Source organism: Flavobacterium sp. (assembly GCF_035456085.1).
GTDB lineage: Bacteria > Bacteroidota > Bacteroidia > Flavobacteriales > Flavobacteriaceae > Flavobacterium.
The window spans coordinates 1-22,929 of sequence record NZ_DATIDY010000091.1 but is presented as its reverse complement, the minus strand read 5'-3'; the positions used below and the strand labels follow the sequence as shown (position 1 = coordinate 22,929).

Here is a 22,929-nt window from a genome sequence, read left to right as displayed (position 1 = left end):
ATATAATGAAAGGTGGAATTTATAACATATTAAAAGCACAATTCCTTATTGACGATAACGCAGTTAAAAATTGGCGTTTTATCGTTTTTGTGATTTTACTAGCTATAATAATGATTGCAAATACACAACGTTACGAACAAAAAGTATTTAAAATAGTTGAACTAACTAATAAGGTAAAGGAGCTTCGTTCTGAGTTTGTCGATAAACGTTCTGAGTTGATGAAATTAAAAATGGAATCTACGGTTTCGGCAAAAATGGAAGAAAGACAAATTTTTCCATCTACAGTTCCTCCGGTAAAAATTGAAGTTAAAGAAGATAAAGAAAAAAGTTTCTTAGAAAGAATATGGCAGTAGACGATAAATATATATCCTATAGAACCTATTTGGTTGCCTTTATCATCTTTGTGATGGCAATTGCCGTTGCAGTTAAATTAACTAATATTCAATGGGTCGATGGTGACCATTACAGAGAATTAGCTAAAGAAAGAACGGTTAGGAATTTTGTTATACCTGCTAATAAAGGAAACGTTTATTCTGCTGATGGAAGTCTCTTGGCGACTTCAATTCCTAATTATGCCATTCGTTTTGACGCTGTTGCTCCATCAACAGAGAATTTTGAAAAAAATGTAAAATCATTGGCAGATTCATTGGGATTTATGTTTAAAAAATCGAGTAGCACAATTCAGAATGAGCTACGAAAAGCCAGAGAACATAAAAACAGATATTATTTGATAGCTCAAAAATTGAGCTATACACAATATATGAAAATTAAAGGTTTTCCATTATTTAATCTGGGTGCCTACAAAGGAGGGATTATAATTGAGCAAAAAACAATTAGAGAACATCCGATTGGAAAAATTGCTGAAAGAACAATTGGATATGAGCGAACAATGCTTAATGGTGTTTCTGATGGAAAAGGAATTGAATGGGCTTTTCGTGAGTATCTTAATGGGAAAGACGGTAAAATATTAAAGCAAAAAATTGCCAAAGGGCAATGGAAACCGATTCGTGATGTAAACGAAGTAGAACCTCAGGATGGTTATGACATAATTTCGACTATCGATGTTTATATTCAGGATATTGCTCATCATGCATTGCTAAAACAATTGGAAGAATATGAAGCTGATCATGGTTGCGTTGTAGTTATGGAAACCAAAACCGGCCAGATCAAAGCAATTTCTAATTTAGGAAGAGCAACTGATGGCACCTATTATGAAACTACTAATTATGCTTACGCTGAATCTCATGAGCCTGGATCGACTTTTAAATTAGTTGATTTGATTGCTATTTTAGAGGACAAAGTCGCAGATACAAGTACTGTATATGATAGTCGTAAAGGTATAATTACTTATTATGGTCGTAAAGTTCGTGATTCTCATGATGGCGGATATGGAAAAATATCTTTAGCAAGAGGGTTTGAGCTTTCTTCAAACACAGTAATGGTTCAGGCTGTTTATGACAATTATAAAAACAATCCTTCCAAATTTGTAAATCACGTAAATTCATTAGGATTGAATAAAAAGTTAGGTTTGGCTTTTAAGGGAGAAGGAGTGCCATATATACCACAACCAAGCGACAAAAAGCATTGGTCTAATGTTTCTTTGCCTTGGATGGCTTTTGGATATGGAGTTTCGGTTACACCATTACAAACATTAACATTGTATAACGCGATTGCTAATAATGGTGTTATGGTAAAACCAATGTTAGTTACAGAGGTAAAAGAATGGGACAAAACCATAAAAAAATATAATACTGAAGTTACTAATTCCAAAATATGTTCTGATGAAACGTTGCGTAAAATTCAAGCTGTTTTGGCCAATGTGGTAAAAAAAGGAACAGCTTCTAAATTGTATACTAAGGATTTCCCCATGGCAGGAAAAACTGGGACGGCTGCGGTTAATTATGCAAAAAATGGTGGAGTAGATAAACATTATGCATCTTCATTTGTGGGTTATTTTCCAGTAAATGATCCGAAGTATTCCTGTATTGTAGTGGTTCATAAACCTAATACAGCCAATAATAATTACTATGGTGCAGATGTTGCTGGACCTGTTTTTAAGAGAATAGCTCAAAAAATATTTACAGAGACACCATCTACAAATGTTATCAAAAAATTAGATCGTCCTAATCCGAAACAAGACAATAGTTATAATGAATATTATGCTAAAGTTGAAAAAAAACAAAATGTAATTCCTAATGTAAAAGGGATGCCAGGAATGGATGCTGTTGCGTTGTTAGAAAATTTAGGATTAAAAGTTAAAGCTGTTGGAACAGGGAAAGTAAAATCACAATCTCTGCAGGCAGGTCAAAATATAGTTAAGGATTCGTCAATCCAATTGGAATTATTATGAGTATACTAAAAGATATATTGTATAAAGTAGCGATAGAATCTGTTACAGGTTCTACAGAAATAACTATAAATCAACTGCATTTTGATTCAAGAAAAATTGAGCAAAATGATGTTTTTGTGGCAATTCGCGGTACAATTTCAGATGGACATGATTTTATAGAAAAAGCAATTGGGTTAGGAGCTACGGTAGTTATTTGCGATACTCTTCCAACGACTTTGAGAAGTGGTGTTACGTATGTGCAAGTAAAAGATACAAATGCTGCTTTGGCTTTTATGGCTGCTAATTTTTACGGAAATCCTTCTCAAAAATTAAAATTGGTTGGCATTACAGGAACCAATGGCAAAACAACAATTGCCTCATTACTGTATCAATTGTTTAAAAAAGCTGGTTTTAAAGTAGGTTTGTTGTCAACGGTTAAGATTTTAGTAGATGAAGAAGAACACAAAGCAACTCATACAACTCCGGATTCCATAACCATCAATTATTTTCTAAATGAAATGATTGAAGCTGGCGTAGAATATTGTTTTATGGAAGTGAGTTCTCATGGAATTCATCAAAAACGTACCGAAGCATTGCATTTTAAAGGTGGAATTTTTACGAATCTTTCACACGATCATTTAGATTATCACCCAACATTTGCTGAATATAGAGACGTTAAAAAATCATTTTTTGATCACTTGCCAAATACCGCTTTTGCTTTAACAAATAGTGATGATAAAAATGGCCCAGTGATGCTTCAAAATACTTCTGCCAGAAAATTGACTTATGCTTTAAAAACATATGCAGATTATAAAGCACTAATTCTAGAAAATCAATTGTCAGGATTGTTGTTGAAAATAAACGATAACGAAGTATGGGTAAAGTTAATCGGGACATTCAACGCTTATAATCTTTTAGCGATATATGGAGCGGCAGTTGAGTTAGGTCTTGAAAGTTTTGAAGTGCTTCGATTGATGTCTGAATTAGAAAGTGTATCTGGAAGATTTCAATATATTGTTTCCAATACTAATATAACTGCAATTGTAGATTACGCTCATACACCAGACGCACTTGAAAATGTTCTGAACACGATTAAAGATGTCCGTACCAATAACGAACAATTAATTACAGTTGTAGGATGTGGTGGTAACAGGGATACAGCAAAACGTCCGGTTATGGCAAACATTGCAACAGAACTAAGCGATAAAGTAATTCTAACTTCTGATAATCCTCGAAACGAAGAACCTGAAGCTATTATTCACGAAATGGAAAAAGGAGTGCAAGCTCAAAATTTCAAAAAGGTATTGTCAATTACCGATAGGTTTCAAGCAATCAAAACGGCTTGTCAAATGGCACAACCCAACGATATTATATTGATTGCTGGAAAAGGACACGAAACTTATCAGGAAATCAAAGGTGTACGTCATGATTTTGATGATATGAAAAATGTAAAAGAAATTTTAGACCAACTATTAAAATAAAACAATATGCTATACTATTTATTTCAATATTTAGACAAAGTAATGGATGTTCCTGGAACGGGAGTTTTTCAATACATCACCTTTAGATCTTCTTTGGCGTTGATGTTGTCGTTATTATTGTCAACTATTTATGGAAAGCGTATTATTAGTTTTTTAAGTAGACAACAAGTTGGTGAGACAGTTCGAGAATTAGGATTGGCTGGACAAAATGAAAAAGCTGGCACACCAACAATGGGGGGAATTATTATCATATTCGCAACTTTGGTTCCGGTGATACTTTTTGCAAAATTGCAAAATATTTATATCGTCTTATTGATTGTCACCACATTGTGGATGGGAACTATTGGTTTTATTGATGATTATATCAAAATATTCAAGAAAGATAAAGAAGGGCTTAAAGGAATTTTTAAGGTTTTTGGTCAGGTAGGTTTAGGAGTAATTGTTGGTTCGGTGCTTTATTTTAGTCCTGCTGTTACTGTTAGAACAGATACAGGGAAAAGCGATGTTTTTAGAACAACTACGGAAACAGTGATTAAACAAGTTCCTGTTGAAGAAAAATCTACTGCTACAACTATTCCTTTCTTTAAAAATAATGAATTTGATTATGCTGAATTACTAGCTTGGACTGGTGATGGTTATGAAAAATGGGCTTGGTTGGTATTTATTCCAATTGTGATTTTTATTATCACCGCAGTTTCAAATGGAGCCAATTTAACCGATGGAATTGATGGATTAGCTGCGGGAACTTCGGCAGTTTCGGTCTTTGCGCTGGCTATTTTTACTTTCGTTTCGGGTAATATTATTTTCTCTAATTATTTAAATATAATGTACATACCCAATTCTGGGGAAATGACCGTTTTTATAGCTTCGTTTCTCGGTGCGTTGATTGGTTTTCTTTGGTACAATTCCTATCCAGCTTCGGTCTTTATGGGTGATACAGGAAGTTTGACAATTGGTGGAATCATTGCAGTATTGGCAATTGCCGTTAGAAAAGAATTACTTATTCCCCTATTATGTGGAATATTTCTAGTCGAAAATTTCTCTGTCGTTTTACAGGTCAGTTATTTTAAATATACTAAAAAACGCTTTGGCGAAGGACGAAGGATTTTTTTAATGTCTCCTCTGCATCACCATTATCAGAAGAAAGGATATCATGAAAGTAAGATAGTCACGCGATTTTGGGTAGTTGCAATTATGCTTGCCATTTTGTCAATTGTTACACTGAAATTGAGATAATATGAGACTAGTAATATTAGGAGGAGGAGAAAGCGGTGTAGGCACTGCTATCCTGGGAAAAAAACAAGGTTATGATGTTTTTGTTTCTGATTCTGGAAAGATAAAAGACAGTTACAAAGAGGTACTGATTATTAATGAAATCGCGTGGGAAGAAGAGAAGCATACTGAAGATTTGGTTTTGAATGCTGATGTGGTGATGAAAAGTCCTGGTATTCCAGATAAATCGCCCATCGTAAAGCAACTGAGAAGCAAAGGTATTTCGGTGATCTCAGAGATTGAATTTGCATCTTCTTTTACAAATGCTGTTTGTATAGGAATAACGGGTAGTAATGGCAAAACAACTACCACGATGTTGACCCATCATATTTTGAAAGCGGCAGGTTTGAATATTGGATTGGCCGGGAATGTTGGTAAAAGTTTTGCATGGCAGGTTGCAGATAATAATTATGATTATTATGTCATTGAGTTGAGCAGTTTTCAGCTTGACGGAATTATAAATTTCAGACCACATATTGCGATAATAACAAATATAAGTCCTGATCATTTGGATCGTTACGATTACAAATATCAAAATTATATTGATTCAAAGTTTAGAATTACAATGAATCAGACAGAGGAAGATTTCCTTATTTATGATGCAAATGATGAAGCCATTGCAGAATGGTTGAAAAATAATAAAGTAAAAGCCAAATTAATTCCTTTTTCGTTAACTGATGAGTACAGCGAAGGAGCTTATTTAAAAAACAATAAAATGGAAGTTAAGATCAATCAAGAAGAATTTATAATGGATACAGAGCATATTTCATTAGAAGGTAAACATAATTTAAAAAATGCTATGGCGGCTGCATCTGTTTCTAATATTTTGAAAATTAGAAAATCTACTATCCGAGAAAGTATGTCTAATTTTCAAGGTGTTGAACATCGATTGGAAAAAGTATTGAAAATTCAGAACGTTCAATATATAAATGACTCTAAAGCTACCAATGTAAACTCTGTTTTCTTTGCCTTGGAGAGTATGACTACTCCAACAATTTGGATAGTTGGTGGTGTTGATAAAGGAAATGATTACCATGAATTAATGTCTCTTGTTCGCGAAAAAGTAAAAGCTATTATTTGTTTGGGAGTTGATAATAAAAAAATTATCGATGCTTTTGGTAATGTTGTCGATATCATGGTTGAAGTAAGCAGCATGAATGAAGCTGTGAAAATGGCTCAGCGTTTATCTGAAAAGGGAGATACAGTTTTGTTATCGCCTGCCTGTGCAAGTTTTGATTTGTTCGAAAGCTATGAAGATAGAGGTAAACAATTCAAACAAGCAGTTAAAAATTTATAAAAGAAAAGAAATAAAAGTTTAAAGTGAATATCACTCAACTTTAAACCTTAAACGACTTTAAACATTAAACAAAAAAAATGAAAGAGCTAATTAGCAAGTTAAAAGGAGATAAAGGCATTTGGTCATATGTGGCCCTATTGGCTCTGTTTTCGTTTATGCCTGTTTTTAGTGCGAGTAGTAATTTGGCGTATTTAGGGCATGGTACTGGAAATACTTTGGGTTATTTGGTTAAACATTTTGTTCATATCTGTTTAGGTTTTGCAATTATTTATTGGGTACATAATATACCTTACCATTATTTCAGAGCTATTTCAAAAGCGGGTTTGCCAATAGTATGGATTTTATTAGCGTACACATTGGTCAAAGGAACTGTAATTGCTGGAGCGAATGCGAGTAGATGGATTCAAATTCCTTTCGTAGGGTTGTCTTTTCAGACTTCTACTTTGGCAGCAATAGTTTTATTCATCTTTGTTGCTCGTTATTTGTCAAAAACCAGAGAAACCCCAATTACGTTCAAATCGTCTCTTTGGGAGCTTTGGGCGCCGGTTTTTATAACACTAATGTTTATTTTACCAGCCAATTTTTCAACAACGGCTTTTATTTTTGCAATGGTTCTTATGCTCGTTTTTATTGGGCAATACCCAATGAAATACATTGGAATTATATTAGGTTCAGGGATTGTGTTTATTGTTCTTTTCTGGGGACTCTCTAAAGCTTTTCCTGACGCTAAATTGTTCAGCAGGGTTAGAACCTGGGAAAGCCGAATAGAAAATTTTATCGGCAATAAAGCTGGTGAGGATGACTATCAAATTGAAAAAGCAAAAATTGCTATTGCGTCAGGACAATTATACGGTTTAGGTCCGGGTAAGAGCGTACAAAAGAATTTTTTACCACAATCTTCTTCAGATTTTATTTACGCCATTATTGTTGAAGAATACGGATTAATAATTGGAGGATTTGGAGTTTTACTTTTGTACATGCTTTTATTGGTTCGATTTATAATTGCTTCTCATAAAGCAAATACTCTTTTCGGAAAATTAGTGGTCATAGGACTGGGATTTCCAATGATTTTTCAGGCCTTGATTAATATGGGCGTCGCAGTAGAATTATTGCCAGTAACAGGACAAACTTTACCGTTAATAAGTAGTGGAGGTAGTTCCATTTGGATGACTTGTTTTGGACTTGGGATAATTTTGAGTGTAACCAAAAAAGAAGAAGAAATTGCTAAGGAAAAATTAGATAAAGAAAAAAGAGAAGAAATTCTTCAACGGCTTATAGATAAAGAAATGGAAGCTGACCTTAAAGAAGTTGATTCCAAAGGTGGAATTGATGATTTTGATGCAAACGATTATTCAATTACAGATAATTCATCCAATCCGATGAATGCGGTGTTGAAATAATTGGTAGTTGGCTATAATGTAATTCGTTGCGATTAAATAATAAAAGGAATAATTTAGAAATTTTCAAAAATGGCAAAGCGTAAATTTATTTTAAGTGGAGGAGGTACAGGAGGTCATATTTATCCTGCCATTGCGATTGCGAATGAATTAAAATCACGTTTTCCTGATGCCGAAATTTTGTTTGTTGGTGCCAAAGATAAAATGGAAATGCAAAAAGTACCTCGGGCTGGATACGAAATAAAAGGACTTTGGATTGCTGGTTTGCAAAGAAAATTAACAATTCAAAATTTAATGTTGCCAATTAAGTTTATTGACAGTTTATGGAAATCTAGAAAAATAATTAAAGAATTCCAGCCAGATGTAGTTATCGGTACAGGTGGTTTTGCTAGTGGACCATTATTGAATGTGGCTAATAGCCTGAATATTCCAACTGTTATTCAGGAGCAAAATTCCTATCCAGGAATTACTAATAAGTTGTTGAGCAAAAAAGCAAATAGTATCTGTGTCGCATATGATAATTTGGAAAGGTTTTTTCCTCAAGAAAAAATAAAACTAACAGGAAATCCTGTCCGTCAGGATTTATTGGATATTCAATCCAAAAGGGAAGAAGCGATTACGCATTTTAAATTAGATAAAAATAAAAAAACACTATTGATTCTAGGAGGCAGCCTCGGAGCAAGAAGAATCAATCAGTTAATCGAAAAAGAATTAGATAAATTACTTTCTTTAAATGTTCAGGTAATCTGGCAATGTGGGAAATTTTATTTAGAAGATTATAAAAAATACAATCAATACAATGTTCAAGTTGTAGCTTTTATTGAAAGAATGGATTTGGTTTATGCTGCTGCAGATGTTGTGATTTCTCGCGCTGGAGCATCTTCGGTTTCAGAATTATGTATAGTTGGAAAACCTGTGATTTTTATTCCATCGCCTAATGTGGCAGAAGATCATCAAACCAAAAATGCTCAGGCAATAGTGAACAAAAAAGGAGCAATTTTGCTAAAAGAATCGCAGTTAGATGAAGATTTTAGTTTGGTTTTTGAATCTTTGATAAAAGATGAAGGAAAACAAGAACAATTAAGTCAGAATATTAAGTTATTGGCTAAGCCAAATGCAACAGTTCAAATCGCAGACGAAATCGTGAAACTGATAAAATAATATCAATCACAATGACAATAATAATGTCAATTTGAGTAACAAAATATAATTAATATAGTAGTAATGTCAATTTTTGAATATTGAAATTGCTATTGAAATTGAAATTGAGAAATGAATTTAAATCAAATACATAACGTCTATTTCATAGGAATCGGAGGCATCGGAATGAGTGCTTTGGCTCGTTATTTCAAAACCATAGGAAAAAAAGTTTCGGGTTATGATAAAACACCTTCTATTCTTACAAATGAATTAATAGAAAGCGGAATTGATATTCATTTTGAAGATAATATCAGCTTGATCCCAACTGATTATTATGTTGAAAATACTTTGGTTATTATAACTCCTGCGGTACCGGTTAAGCATTCTGAGTGGAATTATTTCTTAGAACGTAATTATCAAGTAAAAAAGAGAGCCGAAGTTTTAGGAATCATCACCAAAGATACTTTTTGTTTTGCCGTGGCGGGAACTCATGGCAAAACAACAACCTCTAGTATTTTGGGACATATTTTGTATGAAAGTGGCGCAGATGTAACTGCTTTTATCGGGGGAATTGTTGAAAATTATGATTCTAATTTAATTGGAAATGGTAAAACTGTTACCGTTGTTGAAGCCGATGAATTTGATCGTTCCTTTTTGCATTTGCATCCAGATATTGCTTGTGTAACATCGATGGATGCTGATCATTTGGATATTTACGGTACAAGTGATGCGATCGAAGCTTCATTCGTAGAATTTGCAAATAAAGTCGAAGATAAAAACAAGCTTTTTATCACCAATGAGTTGCCTATTGATGGCGTAGTTTGTGCAGTTAATGAAGAGGCTGTTTTTCAAGCCTACAATATAAGAATAGAAAACAGCAATTATGTTTTCGATGTTAAAGCCCCTAACGAACATATTAAAAATTTACGTTTCGGATTGCCAGGTAAGCATAATTTAATGAATGCTTTAATGGCATTAGCAATGGCAGTAACATACGGCACCCCAACCGATGTTATTGCCAGGGCTTTGGTTTCTTTCAAAGGAATCAGAAGACGTTTTTCTTATCAAATTAAAGAAGAAAATTTAATTTATATTGATGATTACGCGCATCATCCAACCGAAATAAATGCTGTGCATCAGGCGGTTAGGGAATTATATCCTGGTAAAAAAGTCTTAGCGATTTTTCAGCCACACTTATTTAGCAGAACAAGAGATTTTGCTGATAATTTTGCCAAAAGTTTATCAGCATTTGATGAAGTTTTTTTGATGGAAATTTATCCAGCTCGCGAATTGCCAATGGAAGGAATTAATTCACAATGGCTGATGGATAAAATGACTAATGAGCATAAAAAGATAGTTAGTAAGGAAGATTTAATTCCGGAAATTTTAGCTAATGACGCAACGGTAATTGTAACGATTGGAGCTGGTGATTTAGGTGAAATGGTTCCTTCAATTAAAAAAGCATTATATGAAAATCTTTAATTGGAATAATGTAAGATTAGTATTAATGTTTGGATTGGTTGTTTTTCTTTTTTCGTTTACTTCGAAGAAAAATACGAAAAGGAAATTGACTAAAACAGATGTTGTTTTTGTAGGCGAGAGCTCTCTTTTTTTAAAAACAGAAGCGGTTAATAAATTGTTAATAGAAAATAAAGAGAGCGTTTCAACTATAAGAAAAGATAGGTTAGATTTGAATAAATTAGAGCAAGTATTGAATGCTCAAGAAATGATCGAGAAAGCAGATGTATATGTAAGTATCGATGGTGTTCTTAAAGCAGTCGTAAAACAAAAGACTCCTATTGCAAGAGTTTTTAATGATGAAGGGTCTTTCTATATTGATAGTGAGGGAAATAAAATGCCTTTGTCGCCAAATTTTACAGCTCGGGTTCCACTTGTTTCTGGGGAGATAAACAAGAAAAACAACAAAAATTTATTTAAATTATTTAAGATAATTTATGATGATGCGTTTTTGCGAAAAAACATCATTGGGATACAAATTATGCCTAATGGTAGCTTATTAATGCAGAATAGAAATTATAATTATCAAATTGATTTCGGTGGTTTGATAAACATTGAACAAAAATTTAAAAACTATAAAGCTTTTTTTCAAAAGGTGAGTTTGGACAGTTCTTTGTATAAATATAAAAAAATAGATTTGAGATTTACGGAACAAGTAGTTTGCACAAAATAATAGAAAATGGAAAAAGAGAATATTGCAGTAGGTCTAGATATTGGGACAACGAAAATTGTTGCCATGATAGGCAAAAAGAATGAATATGGAAAACTTGAAATTTTAGGTGTTGGAAAATCTAAAAGTTTGGGTGTTGCAAGAGGTGTTGTAAATAATATTACTCAAACTATTCAATCAATTCAACAAGCGATTCTTGAAGCAGAAAATAATTCAGGTTATAAAATTAAAGATGTCGTTGTAGGTATAGCTGGGCAACATATCAGAAGTATTCAGCACAGTGACTACATCAGCAGAAGTAATCCTGAAGAAGTTATTGGAGGAAATGATATTGATTTATTGATCAATCAGGTTCATAAATTGGCCATGTTGCCAGGGGAAGAAATAATTCACGTATTGCCACAAGAATTTAAAATTGATGGACAATCAGATGTGAAAGAACCAATCGGAATGTACGGTGGAAGACTGGAAAGTAGTTTTCACGTAGTTGTTGGGCAAGCATCTTCAATTAGAAATGTTGGTAGATGTATTCAAAGCTCAGGTATTGAATTGTCTGGTTTAACACTAGAACCTTTAGCTTCATCTGATGCTGTTTTAAGTCAGGAAGAAAAAGAAGCAGGGGTGGCTCTTATTGATATTGGAGGAGGAACAACAGATTTAGCGATTTTCAAGGATGGAATCATTCGTCACACAGCGGTAATTCCTTTCGGAGGAAACGTAATTACAGATGATATAAAAGAAGGCTGTTCTATTATAGAGAAACAAGCAGAATTATTAAAAGTAAAATTTGGTTCTGCCTGGCCAGGAGAAAACAAGGATAATGAAATTGTTTCTATCCCAGGTTTGAGAGGAAGAGAGCCAAAAGAGATTTCGTTAAAAAATCTTTCGAAAATAATAAATGCGAGAGTTGTTGAAATCATAGAGCAAGTTTTTACTGAAGTAAGAGCTTATGGGCATGAAGATCCGCGCAAAAAATTAATTGCAGGTATTGTACTTACTGGTGGTGGTGCTCAATTAAAACACATCAAGCAACTAGTAGAATACATTACCGGAATGGATACAAGAATTGGTTATCCAAACGAGCATTTAGCAGGGAATTCCGATGAGGAAATTTCTAGTCCATTATATGCTACAGCTGTTGGTTTGGTAATGAATAGCATTGAAAATAGGACTCAAAGTGCTGTGAGAATGGAGAAAGTTACAGGACCGGAAAAAGTAACTTATTATAGGGAACCAGTTGTTGAGCCAAAAGTTGAAACAAAAGAAGAGGTTGTACAGCCAGAAAAAATACTTCAAGTTGAAGCACAATCGGTCAAAGTAGAATCTACAGAAAATAAAATAAGAAGATCGTTTTTTGATAAATATGTAGATAAAATAAAAGAATTTTTAGACAACGCAGAATAGACATAACCAGAATAGAATAACATTAAAAAAGAATAAATTATCAAACTTCCTTTTTGCCCCAAGCCTAGAGTAGTTAGTGATAAGTTAATAAAAATTAAAACCCTATATGATGCCAAGTAGTACAGAATTTGGAAGTATTTCATTTGATTTACCAAAAAATCAATCAAATGTTATCAAGGTAATTGGTGTAGGCGGAGGCGGTAGCAACGCCATAAACCATATGTTTAGACAAGGTATTAAAGGTGTAGATTTCATCGTTTGTAATACCGATTCACAAGCACTTGAAAATAGTGGAGTACCTAATAAGATTCAATTAGGAGTAAATTTGACTGAAGGTCTTGGAGCTGGTGCAAATCCAGATATAGGACATCAATCAGCTATAGAAAGTATTGCTGAGATCGAAAAAGTGTTGGATGTAAATACCAAAATGGTATTCATTACAGCTGGTATGGGCGGTGGAACTGGAACAGGTGCTGCTCCGGTCATTGCTCAATTAGCTAAAGAAAAAGATATATTAACTGTTGGAATTGTTACTTTGCCTTTTTTGTTCGAAGGAAAAGTGCGTCAGGAACAAGCGCTTATTGGAATCGAAAAATTGCGTAAGCAAGTTGATTCATTAATTGTAATCAACAACAATAAGTTAAGAGAAGTTTACGGAAATCTTGGTTTCAAAGCTGGGTTTTCAAAAGCAGACGAAGTTTTGGCAACTGCCTCAAGAGGTATTGCCGAAGTAATTACACATCACTATACTCAAAATATCGATTTACGTGATGCCAAAACAGTATTGTATAATAGTGGTACTGCTATTATGGGATCTTCTGTTTCTTCTGGTGAAAATAGAGCTAAGGAAGGTATAATTGCTGCTCTAGATTCTCCGCTTTTAAATGATAATAAAATTACTGGGGCCAAAAACGTATTATTACTTATCGTTTCTGGAACTAATGAAATTACTATCGATGAAATTGCAGAGATTAACGAGCACATTCAATACGAAGCGGGTTCAAATGCCAATATTATCATGGGGGTAGGAGAAGATGAGTCTCTTGGAGATGCAATTGCTGTAACTATTATTGCTACTGGTTTCAATGTTGAGCAACAAAACGAAATTGTAAATGTTGAGCCAAAAAAAATAATTCATACTCTAGGTGAAGAGCAAAAAAGTGTTTTTGATTTATCAACAAACACTGTAGCTAGTTTCAATTTAAATAGCGAAACTCCAACTACTAATACTGAAGAAAGAATTGTTTTTGATTTAGTCGAAGATGTAGTGGCTCCTCAACCAGTAATTCCTTCTATCAATGAAGACGAATTAATTGGAATGAACGAATTCATTAGAAATTTAGATGTGACTTTTGAAATCGTTTCGCCAATGAAAGAAATTGATTTTGTTATTACAAATCCAGTAGTCGAGCAAGTAAGAGAAGTTGCTCAACCAGCTCGTATCGAAGAAAAACAAGAACAAGCATCATTTTCATTTGATTTGCCAGTGAGCAAGTCAGAACCTGTTTATACAAAAGAAGAAACTAATAATTTCTTATTTGAATTGACAAATGAAACTCGTGATATTAAAGTGGTGCAACCTGTACAACTTGTGCCAGTAACTGAATTATCCGATAACGGAATCATAAAATATTCGTTAGAAGAGTACATGGAAGTAGAAAAAGACTTAGTAGAGTCTAAACCTGCTGCCACTATTGTTGAAGAAGTTCCTGCTGAGTTGAATATTACAATGAAACGCGTAGTAGAATCAACTGTTGAAACGCCACCAGCTTTAGAAAATAATTCTCCGATTGATATGACAATTGAAGAAACATTAAGATTCAGAGCAGAGGAAAGAAGAAGAAAATTAAAAGATTTTAATTATAAATTTCATGATAATGTGTCGAGAGTTGATGAATTAGAAAGAGAGCCAGCTTACAAAAGATTTGGTATCGATCTTAATAATTCTCAAACCAATAATTCGACTTCAAGAATATCAGTTGGAACAGATAGCAATAATGATTTACAATTGCGTTCTAATAATTCATATTTACATGACAATGTAGATTAACAAAGCCATTTTTCTTTAAAATAGCCCGAAAATTATTTTCAATTTTCGGGCTATTTTTTTGAATATAAACGATGAAACATGTTGTTGTTATTGACAGTAAAATTTTCTAAATTTGTCGGGCCTTATCCAGCTGTATATTTCAAGCTTTTTAACGTAACTCTTTTTTTCAAAGAACCAGAAAGAGCTTCCTCCGGTCGCTTTTCTAGTTCAAGAAAAAATAGATTTTCTCCAAAAAGGCTTTTCATTTCCATCTGGGGCAATTAAAGTATTCAGTTTTCAAAGTTGAATCTAGATCAATAATCTAAAATTTAAAAATATATGAGTTTATCAATTCAAATCATGGACGAAATCAAAAACGCCATGAGAGCCAAAGATACAGTTGCTCTAGAAGCTTTAAGAGCTGTGAAATCAGAGCTTTTATTAGCTCAGACAGCTTCAGGTTCAAAAGAGGAAATATCAGCTGACGAGGAGGTTAAATTACTGCAAAGATTGGTAAAAACCAGAAAAGAAAGCGCAAGAATATTTACTGAACAAAATCGTTTAGATTTGGCTGAACCAGAATTAGCTCAAGTAGCTGTTATCGAGAAATTCTTGCCAGCTCAATTAAGCGAAGCTGAAGTAGAAGCTGTGGTTGCAAAAATAATTGCTGAAACTGGAGCTTCAGGAATTGCTTCTATGGGAAAAGTTATGGGATTAGCATCTGCGCAATTAGGCGGAACTGCTGAAGGAAAAACCATTTCTGCTATCGTAAAGAAATTATTGGTATAAATTTATAAGCTCCAAATTATAAATTCCAAATTCCAATTTTGGTGTAATTAGTAAATTGGAATTTGGAATTTTAAAAATTGGATTTTATACAAATATCTGACTGCGTAGTTCAACTGGATAGAATATCAGATTTCGGCTCTGAGGGTTGGGGGTTCGAACCCCTCCGCGGTCACTTTTTAAAATGCAATTACCTTATTTTTAGGTGATTGCATTTTTTGGTTTTGAGAGTTGCCAAACCATTGCCAAACCATTTCGGAAACACTAAAAAAATCATACATTTGTAACGGTTTACGATGCCAATTATAAACCAACGTTTGAACGACGTAAAACGGTGGCCTGAACAACTGCCGTTTTTTTTATGCACAATAAAAAAGCCTCTCATCTCTGAAAGGCTTATAATTTGATTAAATTTATTCTATTTCAAGTTAACGAGTGTACTAACTAAACTTTTTTGATCCACTTTTAAAGGAGGCTTAACACGGGTATCTGCATAAAATACTCGTGAAATTTGATAAATAATACCTAAATCCATTTTAAAATCTAGTTGATCCAAACGGTTTAAACTATCAACTACGGTATTAATTAAGTCATGTGCCTCTATTTGGTTTGCCTGGTCTGCATATACTCTGCATTTTTCCTTAATATCCTCAATTTGTTCAGGCGTTACGGCTTCAAAAGTCATAACATACCTATTTTTCAAATAAAAGGCTTCGGCCTCTTTATATTCGCTCTCAATCCCGTTAGCCTGCAAGTTAAAAAGCAAATTGGCTTTAGGATAATCTTTCATAAATTCCTGCTCGATTGCTTGCCAATTATCGACTTTTGAAATGTTTAGCCCTATGCCGGCCAGCATTGAAATAAGCCTCTTGCCATTATTAAATTTAAGATTCTCCAATTGTATAAGCTCATTTGAAACCGCTTCATTCTCTTTTAATAATATTCTGTTTTTCATTTTGTTTGTTTTTAAATATTTGTTGAATTTCCTTTTTTATACTTTACTACGAACCCCGTCGGGAATGGTTTAGAAGCCCGGATCTCAGAAATTACCCTTAACATCTCCGGGACTACTTTGTCTTCAGGATCATCTATTTCGTTACTCTCTTCGGCTTTAATTCCTAAAACAAAGAACTCAAAACCTCTGAGGGCTTCGGCGAATACCTCATACCTTGCACTTTTATCAATACTTTCGTCTAAAACGAATTTTTCCAATTTATCTAAATTATCTATTACTTTTTTCATTGCTCAAGTTGTTTAGGGTCTGTTATTTGAACTATTACAGGAGTGAAACGGTCAGTTATTTCCGCTGTAAGATCGATTGAAGATTGCTTTGGGATAATGTACGCCAATAGCTTAATAAGAACGGTTGCCCTCTCGATAGGCTTCAATTTTTGAAGCAGTTCGGGTAAGCCGTCAATTTCTGAGGCTATCAGGGCTTGAATAATTTGTTTAGTCTGTGCGGTCGTGCGGTTCTTAGTGCCCTTTGCCCGTCCGCCTATTCTCGTTTTCGTTGTCATAGTTTGTTTGATTTTAGCTAAAAACGGCTATTTTAGCAAATGAAATTATTTTTTGAGGGTTCGCCCTTATCGGTAAGCTCATACTTTTTGTCTATTGTCGAACCGTACTTATTCGCCTTGTCTTTGACCTCCTTAGCTGTTTTGGCTTTGTCGACGATTTTCTGCAGTGTTTCCAATTCCGGTAAACTTAATTCCATTAAGTCACTAAACGTTATCGGCTGACTTGGTTTGGTAGTTGCCACGATTTGAAATTTTGGGTTGTTAGCCATTTCATTTAAAATTGGAAGTAATGCGGTTGCTATTGCTTCTCTTTGTTGTTTTGAATTTTCCATTTTGTATTAATTTATTGATTATTAGTGTTTTAGATACGTTAACGCGTCTTTGGCATTTTGCGATGATTTTGTTAAATCCTTAAAGCTTTGATTATCAAGGTGCGTTAACGCGTTAACGTATGTTAATTAACGTGTTTCTGCATGTGTTAGGTTACTTACCTCCCTATATAAAGGGAGGTAACGTAACACATCAATTTAAATCATCTAAAAGGGTGTAAGGTTCTCTTTCTGCTTTCTGCTCGATTAAACTATTTATTTTGCAAATTGAAATAACCTCTCTCGCTTTGTTATCGCCGATTGATAGCCCTGTAACCTTATTGTAAGACAGTTTAACCCGTCGGACTAGTTCGGCGTACTTTATTGCGGTTTCGGTGCTAAAAGCGTCGAATATGATTTCCTGTAGTTGATCGTTTTCCATGGTGTAGATATTATTGGTTTTTTCGGCTCTCGGTTTAGCGGTTTCGTAGTCTAGTAAAATTTGAGGTATGCCGTCATCATCGATATTAAAGGCGAACGGCTCCGGCTCTCTGTTTCTGCATTGTTCAGCCTGTACAATTGAAATTTCTTTGTCATGTTCTAAGACGGTTACAGAAAGAACAGTCTCAGCCTTATTTATTAGCTCTGTGCCGAGGTGCCCTCGGGCGTTCGTGTCTCCCTTGTTTTGGTGCAGCACTGTTACGATGTGAATGTTTCGCTCCTCAGTCCATTTCAGTAGCTTAGAGGCTATCATTGAGGCTTCCTGTTCGTCGTTTATTGAAGTAATACAGTCTTTTATGCCATCGATAACCACAAACCCGATTTTTTCACTTGAATAAATCTCATTTTCAATAAACTGCAAACGCTCATTTGGTGGTAAGCTCCTTAAATGGAATGCGTGGAGGTTCGGCGGTTCGGCGGTTTTAGCTTGTGAACAAACGCGCCTTACTGCCAGTTGTACGTGGTACTTTGATTGTTCAGTGTCAAAATAGAGTACTTCATTCTGTCCGGGCGGTAAACTGCTTTTAAATATACCGTGTAGCAAATCATTAACTAAGGCGATAGCAACAGCCATACTGATTAAAAAACTCTTTTTAGCTTTGGCCTTGCCTGTGATAAGGCTAAAATTTCCCAATGTTCCTAAAATCGCATACGTTCCTGTAAGTGGGTCAAATAAGCTCCAGGCGATTTGAGGCGGTGCGATTACCTCATTAACATCGATTCTAAATTTATCCCGGTACTCTTTATTTGAAACAGTCGCCTCGATATGTAGTAACCTTTCAAGGGTTTTGCTTTTTACGGGTTCGGCCTTTTCCCGTGCCTCCGCAAGGGATTTATAAGCATTTTGCGTTTTCGCTTCCACTTCATCAACGTATAGGTGTGTACCCATTGCATCGTAAAACATATTATAAACCTCCTCCGATACGGTGTTTTGTGGGTACTGCTTCAATAGGCCAAACACGAATTTTGTTTTTGCTATTTGTGGGTGTCGTGGTTCGTCTGGGTTAAAGCTGTCTATAACCTCATTAGTCTTTTCTAAAATGTAATTGTCTAAGCTCTCGTTTTCTGTAACCTCATCAGTTTCGATAAGTCCAAAATCTCTCATCAATGATAAAACTTGCTTTGTCCGTTTAGCTTCAAATACTCCTACATTCTCATTATAAAAGGCCTCCGGATCGTGTGAGAAAAAACAAATACTTGCTATTGATTTCGGGGCGGGATCCGTTGCAATTCCCAACAAATCGGAAACGTATTTATTAAACTGTGTCCACGCCTGTAAATGCTGTTCGGCTGGTGTGCTTACCCATGCAAATATTTTATACCCTTTACCACTTGGCGAAATGAAGAAAAAGGCAATGAAAGGGGCGTTTCTCAGTATCTCACCAAAAGCAACCATTTGAGCGGGCGTAAGCTTGTCAACGTCGGCGTGTACTAAGCCAGCGTAAATCCTAAGCCCTTTTTCGTTTCTAACTGCAAACAGTCCAGCCACGCAAAAAGCTTTTAATCTAGCTTTTAGGACTTTCTTTTTTATCTCATCGGGTTCGGCTCTAATGGCCTCGATAAGTTTTTTAAAAGTAGTGCCTACAATTAGCAGATAAATTTGGTGTAGGGTCTTTGCGTCTGTTGGAATAGTGCCTTTTGCGTTGGCTACAATTGATAAATTGCTATCTTTGTCCGGTAACTCCTTAAAGTCCTGTGTATTGTCGGTATACATGGGGCTTTATTGATTTAAAGGAATTAACGCCGCTTCAATATCACTTCTTAAGAAGTAAACGCGGGATCCCAAGCCCAACGGTTTAAGCTTCCCGGACTTGCACCAATTATGGACGGTAGACAAATCAACGTTAAACATTTGAGCCACTTGTTGACGTGTCAAATATTCCGCTGGTTGAATTGGTTTAAAATGTTTTAGGAAGTCATCTAATTGACTTTTTACGCCCGCCGTTATTTCGCTTTGTAGTTGCTCCGGGGTGTAGCTGATAAACTGAACTGTTGCACTCATAATAGTTACTTTTTTTTAATACTTATTGATTTGAGTGCAAACCACGATTAGGGGATAATTAGGGGATTCCCTAACTTTATTGAATAGCATAAAAAAACCCTCTCATTTCTGAAAGGGTATTTATTATCAAGTAATTAACTTTAAAAACCTAGATCTATTATTTTGGCTTTTGCCTTGTTTAAGGTGCTTTCGGCTGGTTTGCTCTTACTAGAAGAGAGTGTGTTAATGAACGGATTAATGGCCGATTGAATTGTGTTTGCCTTTTCGCCTGTAATTGCGCTTAATAATGTTGCAATCGAATTTACTGTGTGAGGCCTCCCGTCCTTTTTATGCAAAAAGTCAATGATTCCCGATTCATACAAATAAGCAATTTTATCTATGGGTTTGCTTTCCGACAAATCAAGCAACTCGGTTTCGGGTTGTTGGATTTCTTGCAGTCTATCGTCTAAGAACTTCATGTATTCGGTTCTTATTTGAATTTGTCGGTCGTATTTAGCTTCTATTTTATTCCGCAAATCCTCATCGGCTGGGTTCGTCTCGCCCTCCTCATCACAGGGGGCAAATATTATCCTTGGATCCTTTAGCATTTTTAGGCTTTGAGCTATTAAGTTCGTGGAATTTGCGCGTTCCGTCTGGATAAATATATCCTCTTCGACGGCAACCTCCCAAGGGAAATCCGGAAAAGGATATTGTTGTTTTAGTTCCTCAAGTGTGATCTCTTCAAAATCGTAGTTATGTAGGTATTCTTTATATTCTTTCATTATTTCGTTCCTGTATTAAGTATTACTTTCATTTCGGGTGCTTTGTCTTTGTGTAGGTCGCTGTAAAACTTCATAAATAAATCGGCGTTGCTGTCTTTGTCCTCTCGCTCGTTTATGTAGGTAAGAAATAAACTTTCTTTTGAATGTCCAGTTATGCCAATTAATACGGCGGTAGGTATCTTTTTGTAATAGTTGGTAGCAAATGAACGTCTAAAGCAATGTGAGGCCATAAGTTCGTATTTTGGGTACATTCCTAATTCTTTGCGGTTGGTTTCTGTGTTCAGTTTTGAACCCTTTAGGATCTCGTTAATACCTGCCAGTTTGCAAACTACTTTCACGTAATCGTTAAGTTTTTGGTGTCTCAATTCTACCGGAAAATGGTTTTCGATTATATCGATAACGTGCGGGGCAATAATCCCGATCGTAACGCTTTTTTTTGTTTTCTGTTGTATAATGTCGATATAATAATTTTTGCCGTTATATCGTATATTCTCCTTTGTGATTTTCAATAAATCCCCTCCACGTTGCCCGATTTCGCACCCTATCAAAATCCAGTTTCGGGCGTTGTTTAGTGCTTCGGGTGTTATGGCAAGGCCTTTTGTAAGTTTAGGGTTTGAGGCTTTAAATTCTTTAAGTTGTTCCGCATTGGACAAATCCACGTTTTTAATTTGTTCGAGTTCCTCAAACGATAATGTTTGAATGTATCGGTCGGTTTCGCTCTCTTTAAATTGTTGAATTGTTTTTGAGTACGGTGCTACAGGGATTTCGTTTTTTTCCGCATCGATGCAAACCGTTTTTAGAACTTGTAATTGTCTCCCTGCGGTATTTGTTGAGTATTTTTTGGTATTAATGAGCCAATTCTTAAATTTATCTACAAACGGCTTTGTTACCTCAATGAACTGGATTTGCTTTTTAATGTTTTTTTGATACTCTAAAATAATATTTCTAAAAAGGATATAGTTCTTAATGGTTTCCTTACCTAATCCGATTTTAACGCCCCCGTTAGTTTTTACTTCGCGAGTATTTGCATTGTCGATTATGTGCTGGATATGGCAAACCAATAAACCCGTGTCCTTTTTTACTACACGTTCAAAGCATTCATTAATTTTTGATTCCAGCCAAAAAGCATCAATTACAACGCTTTCCCCCATATCAGTATTAATGCTCTTAAAAAGGAATGCTTCCAATTTTTTGAGATTGTTAAAAAGTAGTTTGTTTTCGGGGGTGTTTTGCTTTGGGCGGTCTGTGGTTTCGCTCCAGTCTTTCGGGTTGATTGTAAAACCCGTGCTTACCTCAATCATATTTCCACGCCCTAGGGAGGTGTAAACTTTTATTGAAACGTTTTTGTTTGCTGAACTTCGCAATCTGAAATTAATTGATGCCATATTTTAATATTGAACGGTTGAACAATACAAATATAATCAATGTTTGGCAACTTTTAGAAACTTGCCAAACATTTGCCAAACATTTTTACTATTGTATTAAATTTTATTCAATTTCATTCTATAAATTGACTACTTTCAAAAAGGCATAAAAGTATTGAATTTGTTGAGGTTTAAGTTTGTTTTGTGTAGTGTTTTTGGGAGTTGTTCAAAAACGGCAAATTGAGTTTGTAGGGTTGGGGGTTCGAACCCCTCCGCGGTCACAAAAAAAATTAAAAGTCTGAGAGCATATGTTCTCAGACTTTTTTTATTATTTTGAATCCTTTTGGGTTGTTATTTCAATAGATTTTGCGATTGTAAATTGTTTTTAGTTAGTTTTTTTTAACACATGATTTTTGTCATCTCAATTTGTGTTAAAACAAAATAAATTTGCACCACAACTGAAATCAATAGTTTTTCATTTGAAACAGATATAAGTATTGTAAAATGTATTTGGTTGATTTATAGTTATTTTTTCTTTCAGATTAAATAATGTAATTTTACTTGAAAGGTTTTTTAAAAGGGGTAAATTGTAATGATACTCTAATTCTCTTTTTATAATGTTTACTTATTTTGATTCCCAGATTTATTAAATATTTTTTAAAATATAATCTACATAGAATATTTATTGGACTAAACTAACCTGTGTTTGTGTGAGGTTTTTTTTGTTCACTATTAATTAACCTGTAAACCAAAAAGCAATGTTAGAAAAAATTTTCAGAATCAAAGAAAGAAACTCTTCTTTCAAACAAGAAGCCATTGGAGGAACAGTCACTTTTTTGACAATGGCCTATATTATTTTTGTAAATCCTAACATTCTTTCTGCTGCAGGGATGGACAAAGCTGCACTTATCAGTGTTACTTGTATAGCAGCAATAATCGGAACTCTTTTGGTTGGTCTTTGGGCTAATGTTCCTTTTGCGATGGCACCAGGAATGGGGCTTAATGCAATGTTTGCTTACACTCTTGTGATGAGTCACGGAGCTACTTGGCAACAAGCATTAGGAGTTGTAACTATGTCAGGCGTAGTATTTATTATAATTTCGATCCTCGGAATCAGACATAAAATAGTCGATGCAATACCCGAATCGCTCCG

21 protein-coding genes and 1 tRNA gene are annotated in these 22,929 nt (G+C 34.7%); 14 read left to right on the top strand and 8 right to left on the bottom strand.

Annotated elements, in window-relative coordinates:
• The first annotated feature begins 5 nt into the window (after nucleotides 1-5).
• The 13 genes from VLC96_RS07015 to VLC96_RS06955 all read left to right on the top strand — a co-directional run bounded on the left by VLC96_RS07015 (nucleotide 6) and on the right by VLC96_RS06955 (nucleotide 15,498).
• Nucleotides 6-353: an FtsL-like putative cell division protein gene (locus tag VLC96_RS07015; protein WP_325261658.1), complete on the top strand. Its 348-nt coding sequence runs from the start codon at nucleotides 6-8 to the stop codon at nucleotides 351-353.
• A complete protein-coding gene (locus tag VLC96_RS07010) occupies nucleotides 344-2,350 on the top strand; it encodes a penicillin-binding protein (RefSeq protein ID WP_325261656.1) in 2,007 nt (668 codons plus the stop codon). The genes VLC96_RS07015 and VLC96_RS07010 overlap by 10 nt, the downstream gene beginning before the upstream one ends.
• A complete protein-coding gene (locus VLC96_RS07005) occupies nucleotides 2,347-3,810 on the top strand; it encodes a UDP-N-acetylmuramoyl-L-alanyl-D-glutamate--2,6-diaminopimelate ligase (protein WP_325261654.1) in 1,464 nt (487 codons plus the stop codon). Before VLC96_RS07010 ends, VLC96_RS07005 begins: the two co-directional genes overlap by 4 nt.
• Nucleotides 3,811-3,816: 6 nt before the next feature.
• Complete coding sequence (gene mraY / locus VLC96_RS07000) at nucleotides 3,817-5,046, top strand: phospho-N-acetylmuramoyl-pentapeptide-transferase (RefSeq protein ID WP_325261652.1); 1,230 nt, start codon at nucleotides 3,817-3,819, stop codon at nucleotides 5,044-5,046.
• A gap of 1 nt (nucleotide 5,047) precedes the next feature.
• Nucleotides 5,048-6,379: a UDP-N-acetylmuramoyl-L-alanine--D-glutamate ligase gene (murD, locus tag VLC96_RS06995; RefSeq protein WP_325261650.1), complete on the top strand. Its 1,332-nt coding sequence runs from the start codon at nucleotides 5,048-5,050 to the stop codon at nucleotides 6,377-6,379.
• Between the two features lie 77 nt (nucleotides 6,380-6,456).
• The gene (locus VLC96_RS06990; protein WP_325261648.1) at nucleotides 6,457-7,779 is read left to right on the top strand and encodes an FtsW/RodA/SpoVE family cell cycle protein; all 1,323 of its coding nucleotides are present in this window, start codon (nucleotides 6,457-6,459) and stop codon (nucleotides 7,777-7,779) included.
• Nucleotides 7,780-7,848: 69 nt separating this feature from the next.
• Nucleotides 7,849-8,937, top strand: coding sequence for an undecaprenyldiphospho-muramoylpentapeptide beta-N-acetylglucosaminyltransferase (gene murG / locus VLC96_RS06985; protein ID WP_325261646.1), 1,089 nt, complete (start codon nucleotides 7,849-7,851; stop codon nucleotides 8,935-8,937).
• A 111-nt stretch (nucleotides 8,938-9,048) separates the two neighbouring features.
• A complete protein-coding gene (murC, locus tag VLC96_RS06980) occupies nucleotides 9,049-10,398 on the top strand; it encodes a UDP-N-acetylmuramate--L-alanine ligase (protein WP_325261644.1) in 1,350 nt (449 codons plus the stop codon).
• A complete protein-coding gene (locus VLC96_RS06975; RefSeq protein ID WP_325261642.1) occupies nucleotides 10,385-11,107 on the top strand; it encodes a cell division protein FtsQ/DivIB in 723 nt (240 codons plus the stop codon). Before murC ends, VLC96_RS06975 begins: the two co-directional genes overlap by 14 nt.
• 6 nt (nucleotides 11,108-11,113) lie before the next feature.
• Nucleotides 11,114-12,508 (top strand): cell division protein FtsA, encoded by a 1,395-nt coding sequence (ftsA, locus tag VLC96_RS06970; protein WP_325261640.1) that lies wholly within the window; start codon nucleotides 11,114-11,116, stop codon nucleotides 12,506-12,508.
• 109 nt (nucleotides 12,509-12,617) lie between these two features.
• Nucleotides 12,618-14,558: a cell division protein FtsZ gene (gene ftsZ, locus VLC96_RS06965; protein ID WP_325261679.1), complete on the top strand. Its 1,941-nt coding sequence runs from the start codon at nucleotides 12,618-12,620 to the stop codon at nucleotides 14,556-14,558.
• 318 nt (nucleotides 14,559-14,876) lie between these two features.
• Nucleotides 14,877-15,326: a GatB/YqeY domain-containing protein gene (locus tag VLC96_RS06960; protein ID WP_325261638.1), complete on the top strand. Its 450-nt coding sequence runs from the start codon at nucleotides 14,877-14,879 to the stop codon at nucleotides 15,324-15,326.
• Between the two features lie 98 nt (nucleotides 15,327-15,424).
• Nucleotides 15,425-15,498: transfer RNA gene (locus VLC96_RS06955), tRNA-Arg, on the top strand.
• A 243-nt stretch (nucleotides 15,499-15,741) separates the two neighbouring features.
• On the opposite strand, the gene VLC96_RS06950 is transcribed toward VLC96_RS06955, so the two are convergent.
• The 8 genes from VLC96_RS06950 to VLC96_RS06915 form a co-directional block, all read right to left on the bottom strand.
• Nucleotides 15,742-16,278 carry a hypothetical protein gene (locus VLC96_RS06950; protein ID WP_325261637.1) on the bottom strand — a complete coding sequence of 179 codons (537 nt, stop codon included), beginning with the start codon at nucleotides 16,276-16,278 and terminating at the stop codon, nucleotides 15,742-15,744.
• An 11-nt stretch (nucleotides 16,279-16,289) separates the two neighbouring features.
• Entirely contained in the window at nucleotides 16,290-16,565 is a 276-nt protein-coding gene (locus tag VLC96_RS06945) for a hypothetical protein (RefSeq protein WP_325261635.1), read from the bottom strand.
• On the bottom strand, nucleotides 16,562-16,840 hold the full coding sequence (locus VLC96_RS06940) for a hypothetical protein (RefSeq protein WP_325261634.1): 279 nt from the start codon (nucleotides 16,838-16,840) through the stop codon (nucleotides 16,562-16,564). Before VLC96_RS06940 ends, VLC96_RS06945 begins: the two co-directional genes overlap by 4 nt.
• A gap of 32 nt (nucleotides 16,841-16,872) precedes the next feature.
• Complete coding sequence (locus VLC96_RS06935) at nucleotides 16,873-17,172, bottom strand: hypothetical protein (RefSeq protein WP_325261633.1); 300 nt, start codon at nucleotides 17,170-17,172, stop codon at nucleotides 16,873-16,875.
• Between the two features lie 190 nt (nucleotides 17,173-17,362).
• A complete protein-coding gene (locus tag VLC96_RS06930; protein ID WP_325261632.1) occupies nucleotides 17,363-19,363 on the bottom strand; it encodes a BT4734/BF3469 family protein in 2,001 nt (666 codons plus the stop codon).
• A 6-nt stretch (nucleotides 19,364-19,369) separates the two neighbouring features.
• Nucleotides 19,370-19,651 (bottom strand): helix-turn-helix domain-containing protein, encoded by a 282-nt coding sequence (locus tag VLC96_RS06925; RefSeq protein ID WP_325261631.1) that lies wholly within the window; start codon nucleotides 19,649-19,651, stop codon nucleotides 19,370-19,372.
• A gap of 140 nt (nucleotides 19,652-19,791) precedes the next feature.
• A complete protein-coding gene (locus VLC96_RS06920) occupies nucleotides 19,792-20,412 on the bottom strand; it encodes a hypothetical protein (RefSeq protein ID WP_325261630.1) in 621 nt (206 codons plus the stop codon).
• Entirely contained in the window at nucleotides 20,412-21,797 is a 1,386-nt protein-coding gene (locus VLC96_RS06915) for a phage integrase SAM-like domain-containing protein (protein WP_325261628.1), read from the bottom strand. The genes VLC96_RS06920 and VLC96_RS06915 overlap by 1 nt, the downstream gene beginning before the upstream one ends.
• A 737-nt stretch (nucleotides 21,798-22,534) precedes the next feature.
• On the opposite strand from VLC96_RS06915, the gene VLC96_RS06910 reads away from it, so the two are divergent.
• Nucleotides 22,535-22,929: NCS2 family permease (locus VLC96_RS06910; protein ID WP_325261626.1), on the top strand; the 395-nt coding region annotated here is incomplete at its 3' end.

Bases quoted from the DNA above. Each gene is read 5' to 3' on its own strand.
- VLC96_RS06925 (WP_325261631.1), bottom strand. From the start codon at position 19,651: ATGAGTGCAACAGTTCAGTTTATCAGCTACACCCCGGAGCAACTACAA.
- VLC96_RS06975 (WP_325261642.1), top strand. From the start codon at position 10,385: ATGAAAATCTTTAATTGGAATAATGTAAGATTAGTATTAATGTTTGGA.
- VLC96_RS06960 (WP_325261638.1), top strand. From the start codon at position 14,877: ATGAGTTTATCAATTCAAATCATGGACGAAATCAAAAACGCCATGAGA.
- murD (WP_325261650.1), top strand. From the start codon at position 5,048: ATGAGACTAGTAATATTAGGAGGAGGAGAAAGCGGTGTAGGCACTGCT.
- VLC96_RS06915 (WP_325261628.1), bottom strand. From the start codon at position 21,797: ATGGCATCAATTAATTTCAGATTGCGAAGTTCAGCAAACAAAAACGTT.
- ftsA (WP_325261640.1), top strand. From the start codon at position 11,114: ATGGAAAAAGAGAATATTGCAGTAGGTCTAGATATTGGGACAACGAAA.
- murC (WP_325261644.1), top strand. From the start codon at position 9,049: ATGAATTTAAATCAAATACATAACGTCTATTTCATAGGAATCGGAGGC.
- VLC96_RS07005 (WP_325261654.1), top strand. From the start codon at position 2,347: ATGAGTATACTAAAAGATATATTGTATAAAGTAGCGATAGAATCTGTT.
- VLC96_RS06990 (WP_325261648.1), top strand. From the start codon at position 6,457: ATGAAAGAGCTAATTAGCAAGTTAAAAGGAGATAAAGGCATTTGGTCA.
- VLC96_RS06945 (WP_325261635.1), bottom strand. From the start codon at position 16,565: ATGAAAAAAGTAATAGATAATTTAGATAAATTGGAAAAATTCGTTTTA.
- murG (WP_325261646.1), top strand. From the start codon at position 7,849: ATGGCAAAGCGTAAATTTATTTTAAGTGGAGGAGGTACAGGAGGTCAT.
- ftsZ (WP_325261679.1), top strand. From the start codon at position 12,618: ATGCCAAGTAGTACAGAATTTGGAAGTATTTCATTTGATTTACCAAAA.
- mraY (WP_325261652.1), top strand. From the start codon at position 3,817: ATGCTATACTATTTATTTCAATATTTAGACAAAGTAATGGATGTTCCT.
- VLC96_RS06920 (WP_325261630.1), bottom strand. From the start codon at position 20,412: ATGAAAGAATATAAAGAATACCTACATAACTACGATTTTGAAGAGATC.
- VLC96_RS06930 (WP_325261632.1), bottom strand. From the start codon at position 19,363: ATGTATACCGACAATACACAGGACTTTAAGGAGTTACCGGACAAAGAT.
- VLC96_RS06940 (WP_325261634.1), bottom strand. From the start codon at position 16,840: ATGACAACGAAAACGAGAATAGGCGGACGGGCAAAGGGCACTAAGAAC.
- VLC96_RS07010 (WP_325261656.1), top strand. From the start codon at position 344: ATGGCAGTAGACGATAAATATATATCCTATAGAACCTATTTGGTTGCC.
- VLC96_RS07015 (WP_325261658.1), top strand. From the start codon at position 6: ATGAAAGGTGGAATTTATAACATATTAAAAGCACAATTCCTTATTGAC.
- VLC96_RS06950 (WP_325261637.1), bottom strand. From the start codon at position 16,278: ATGAAAAACAGAATATTATTAAAAGAGAATGAAGCGGTTTCAAATGAG.
- VLC96_RS06935 (WP_325261633.1), bottom strand. From the start codon at position 17,172: ATGGAAAATTCAAAACAACAAAGAGAAGCAATAGCAACCGCATTACTT.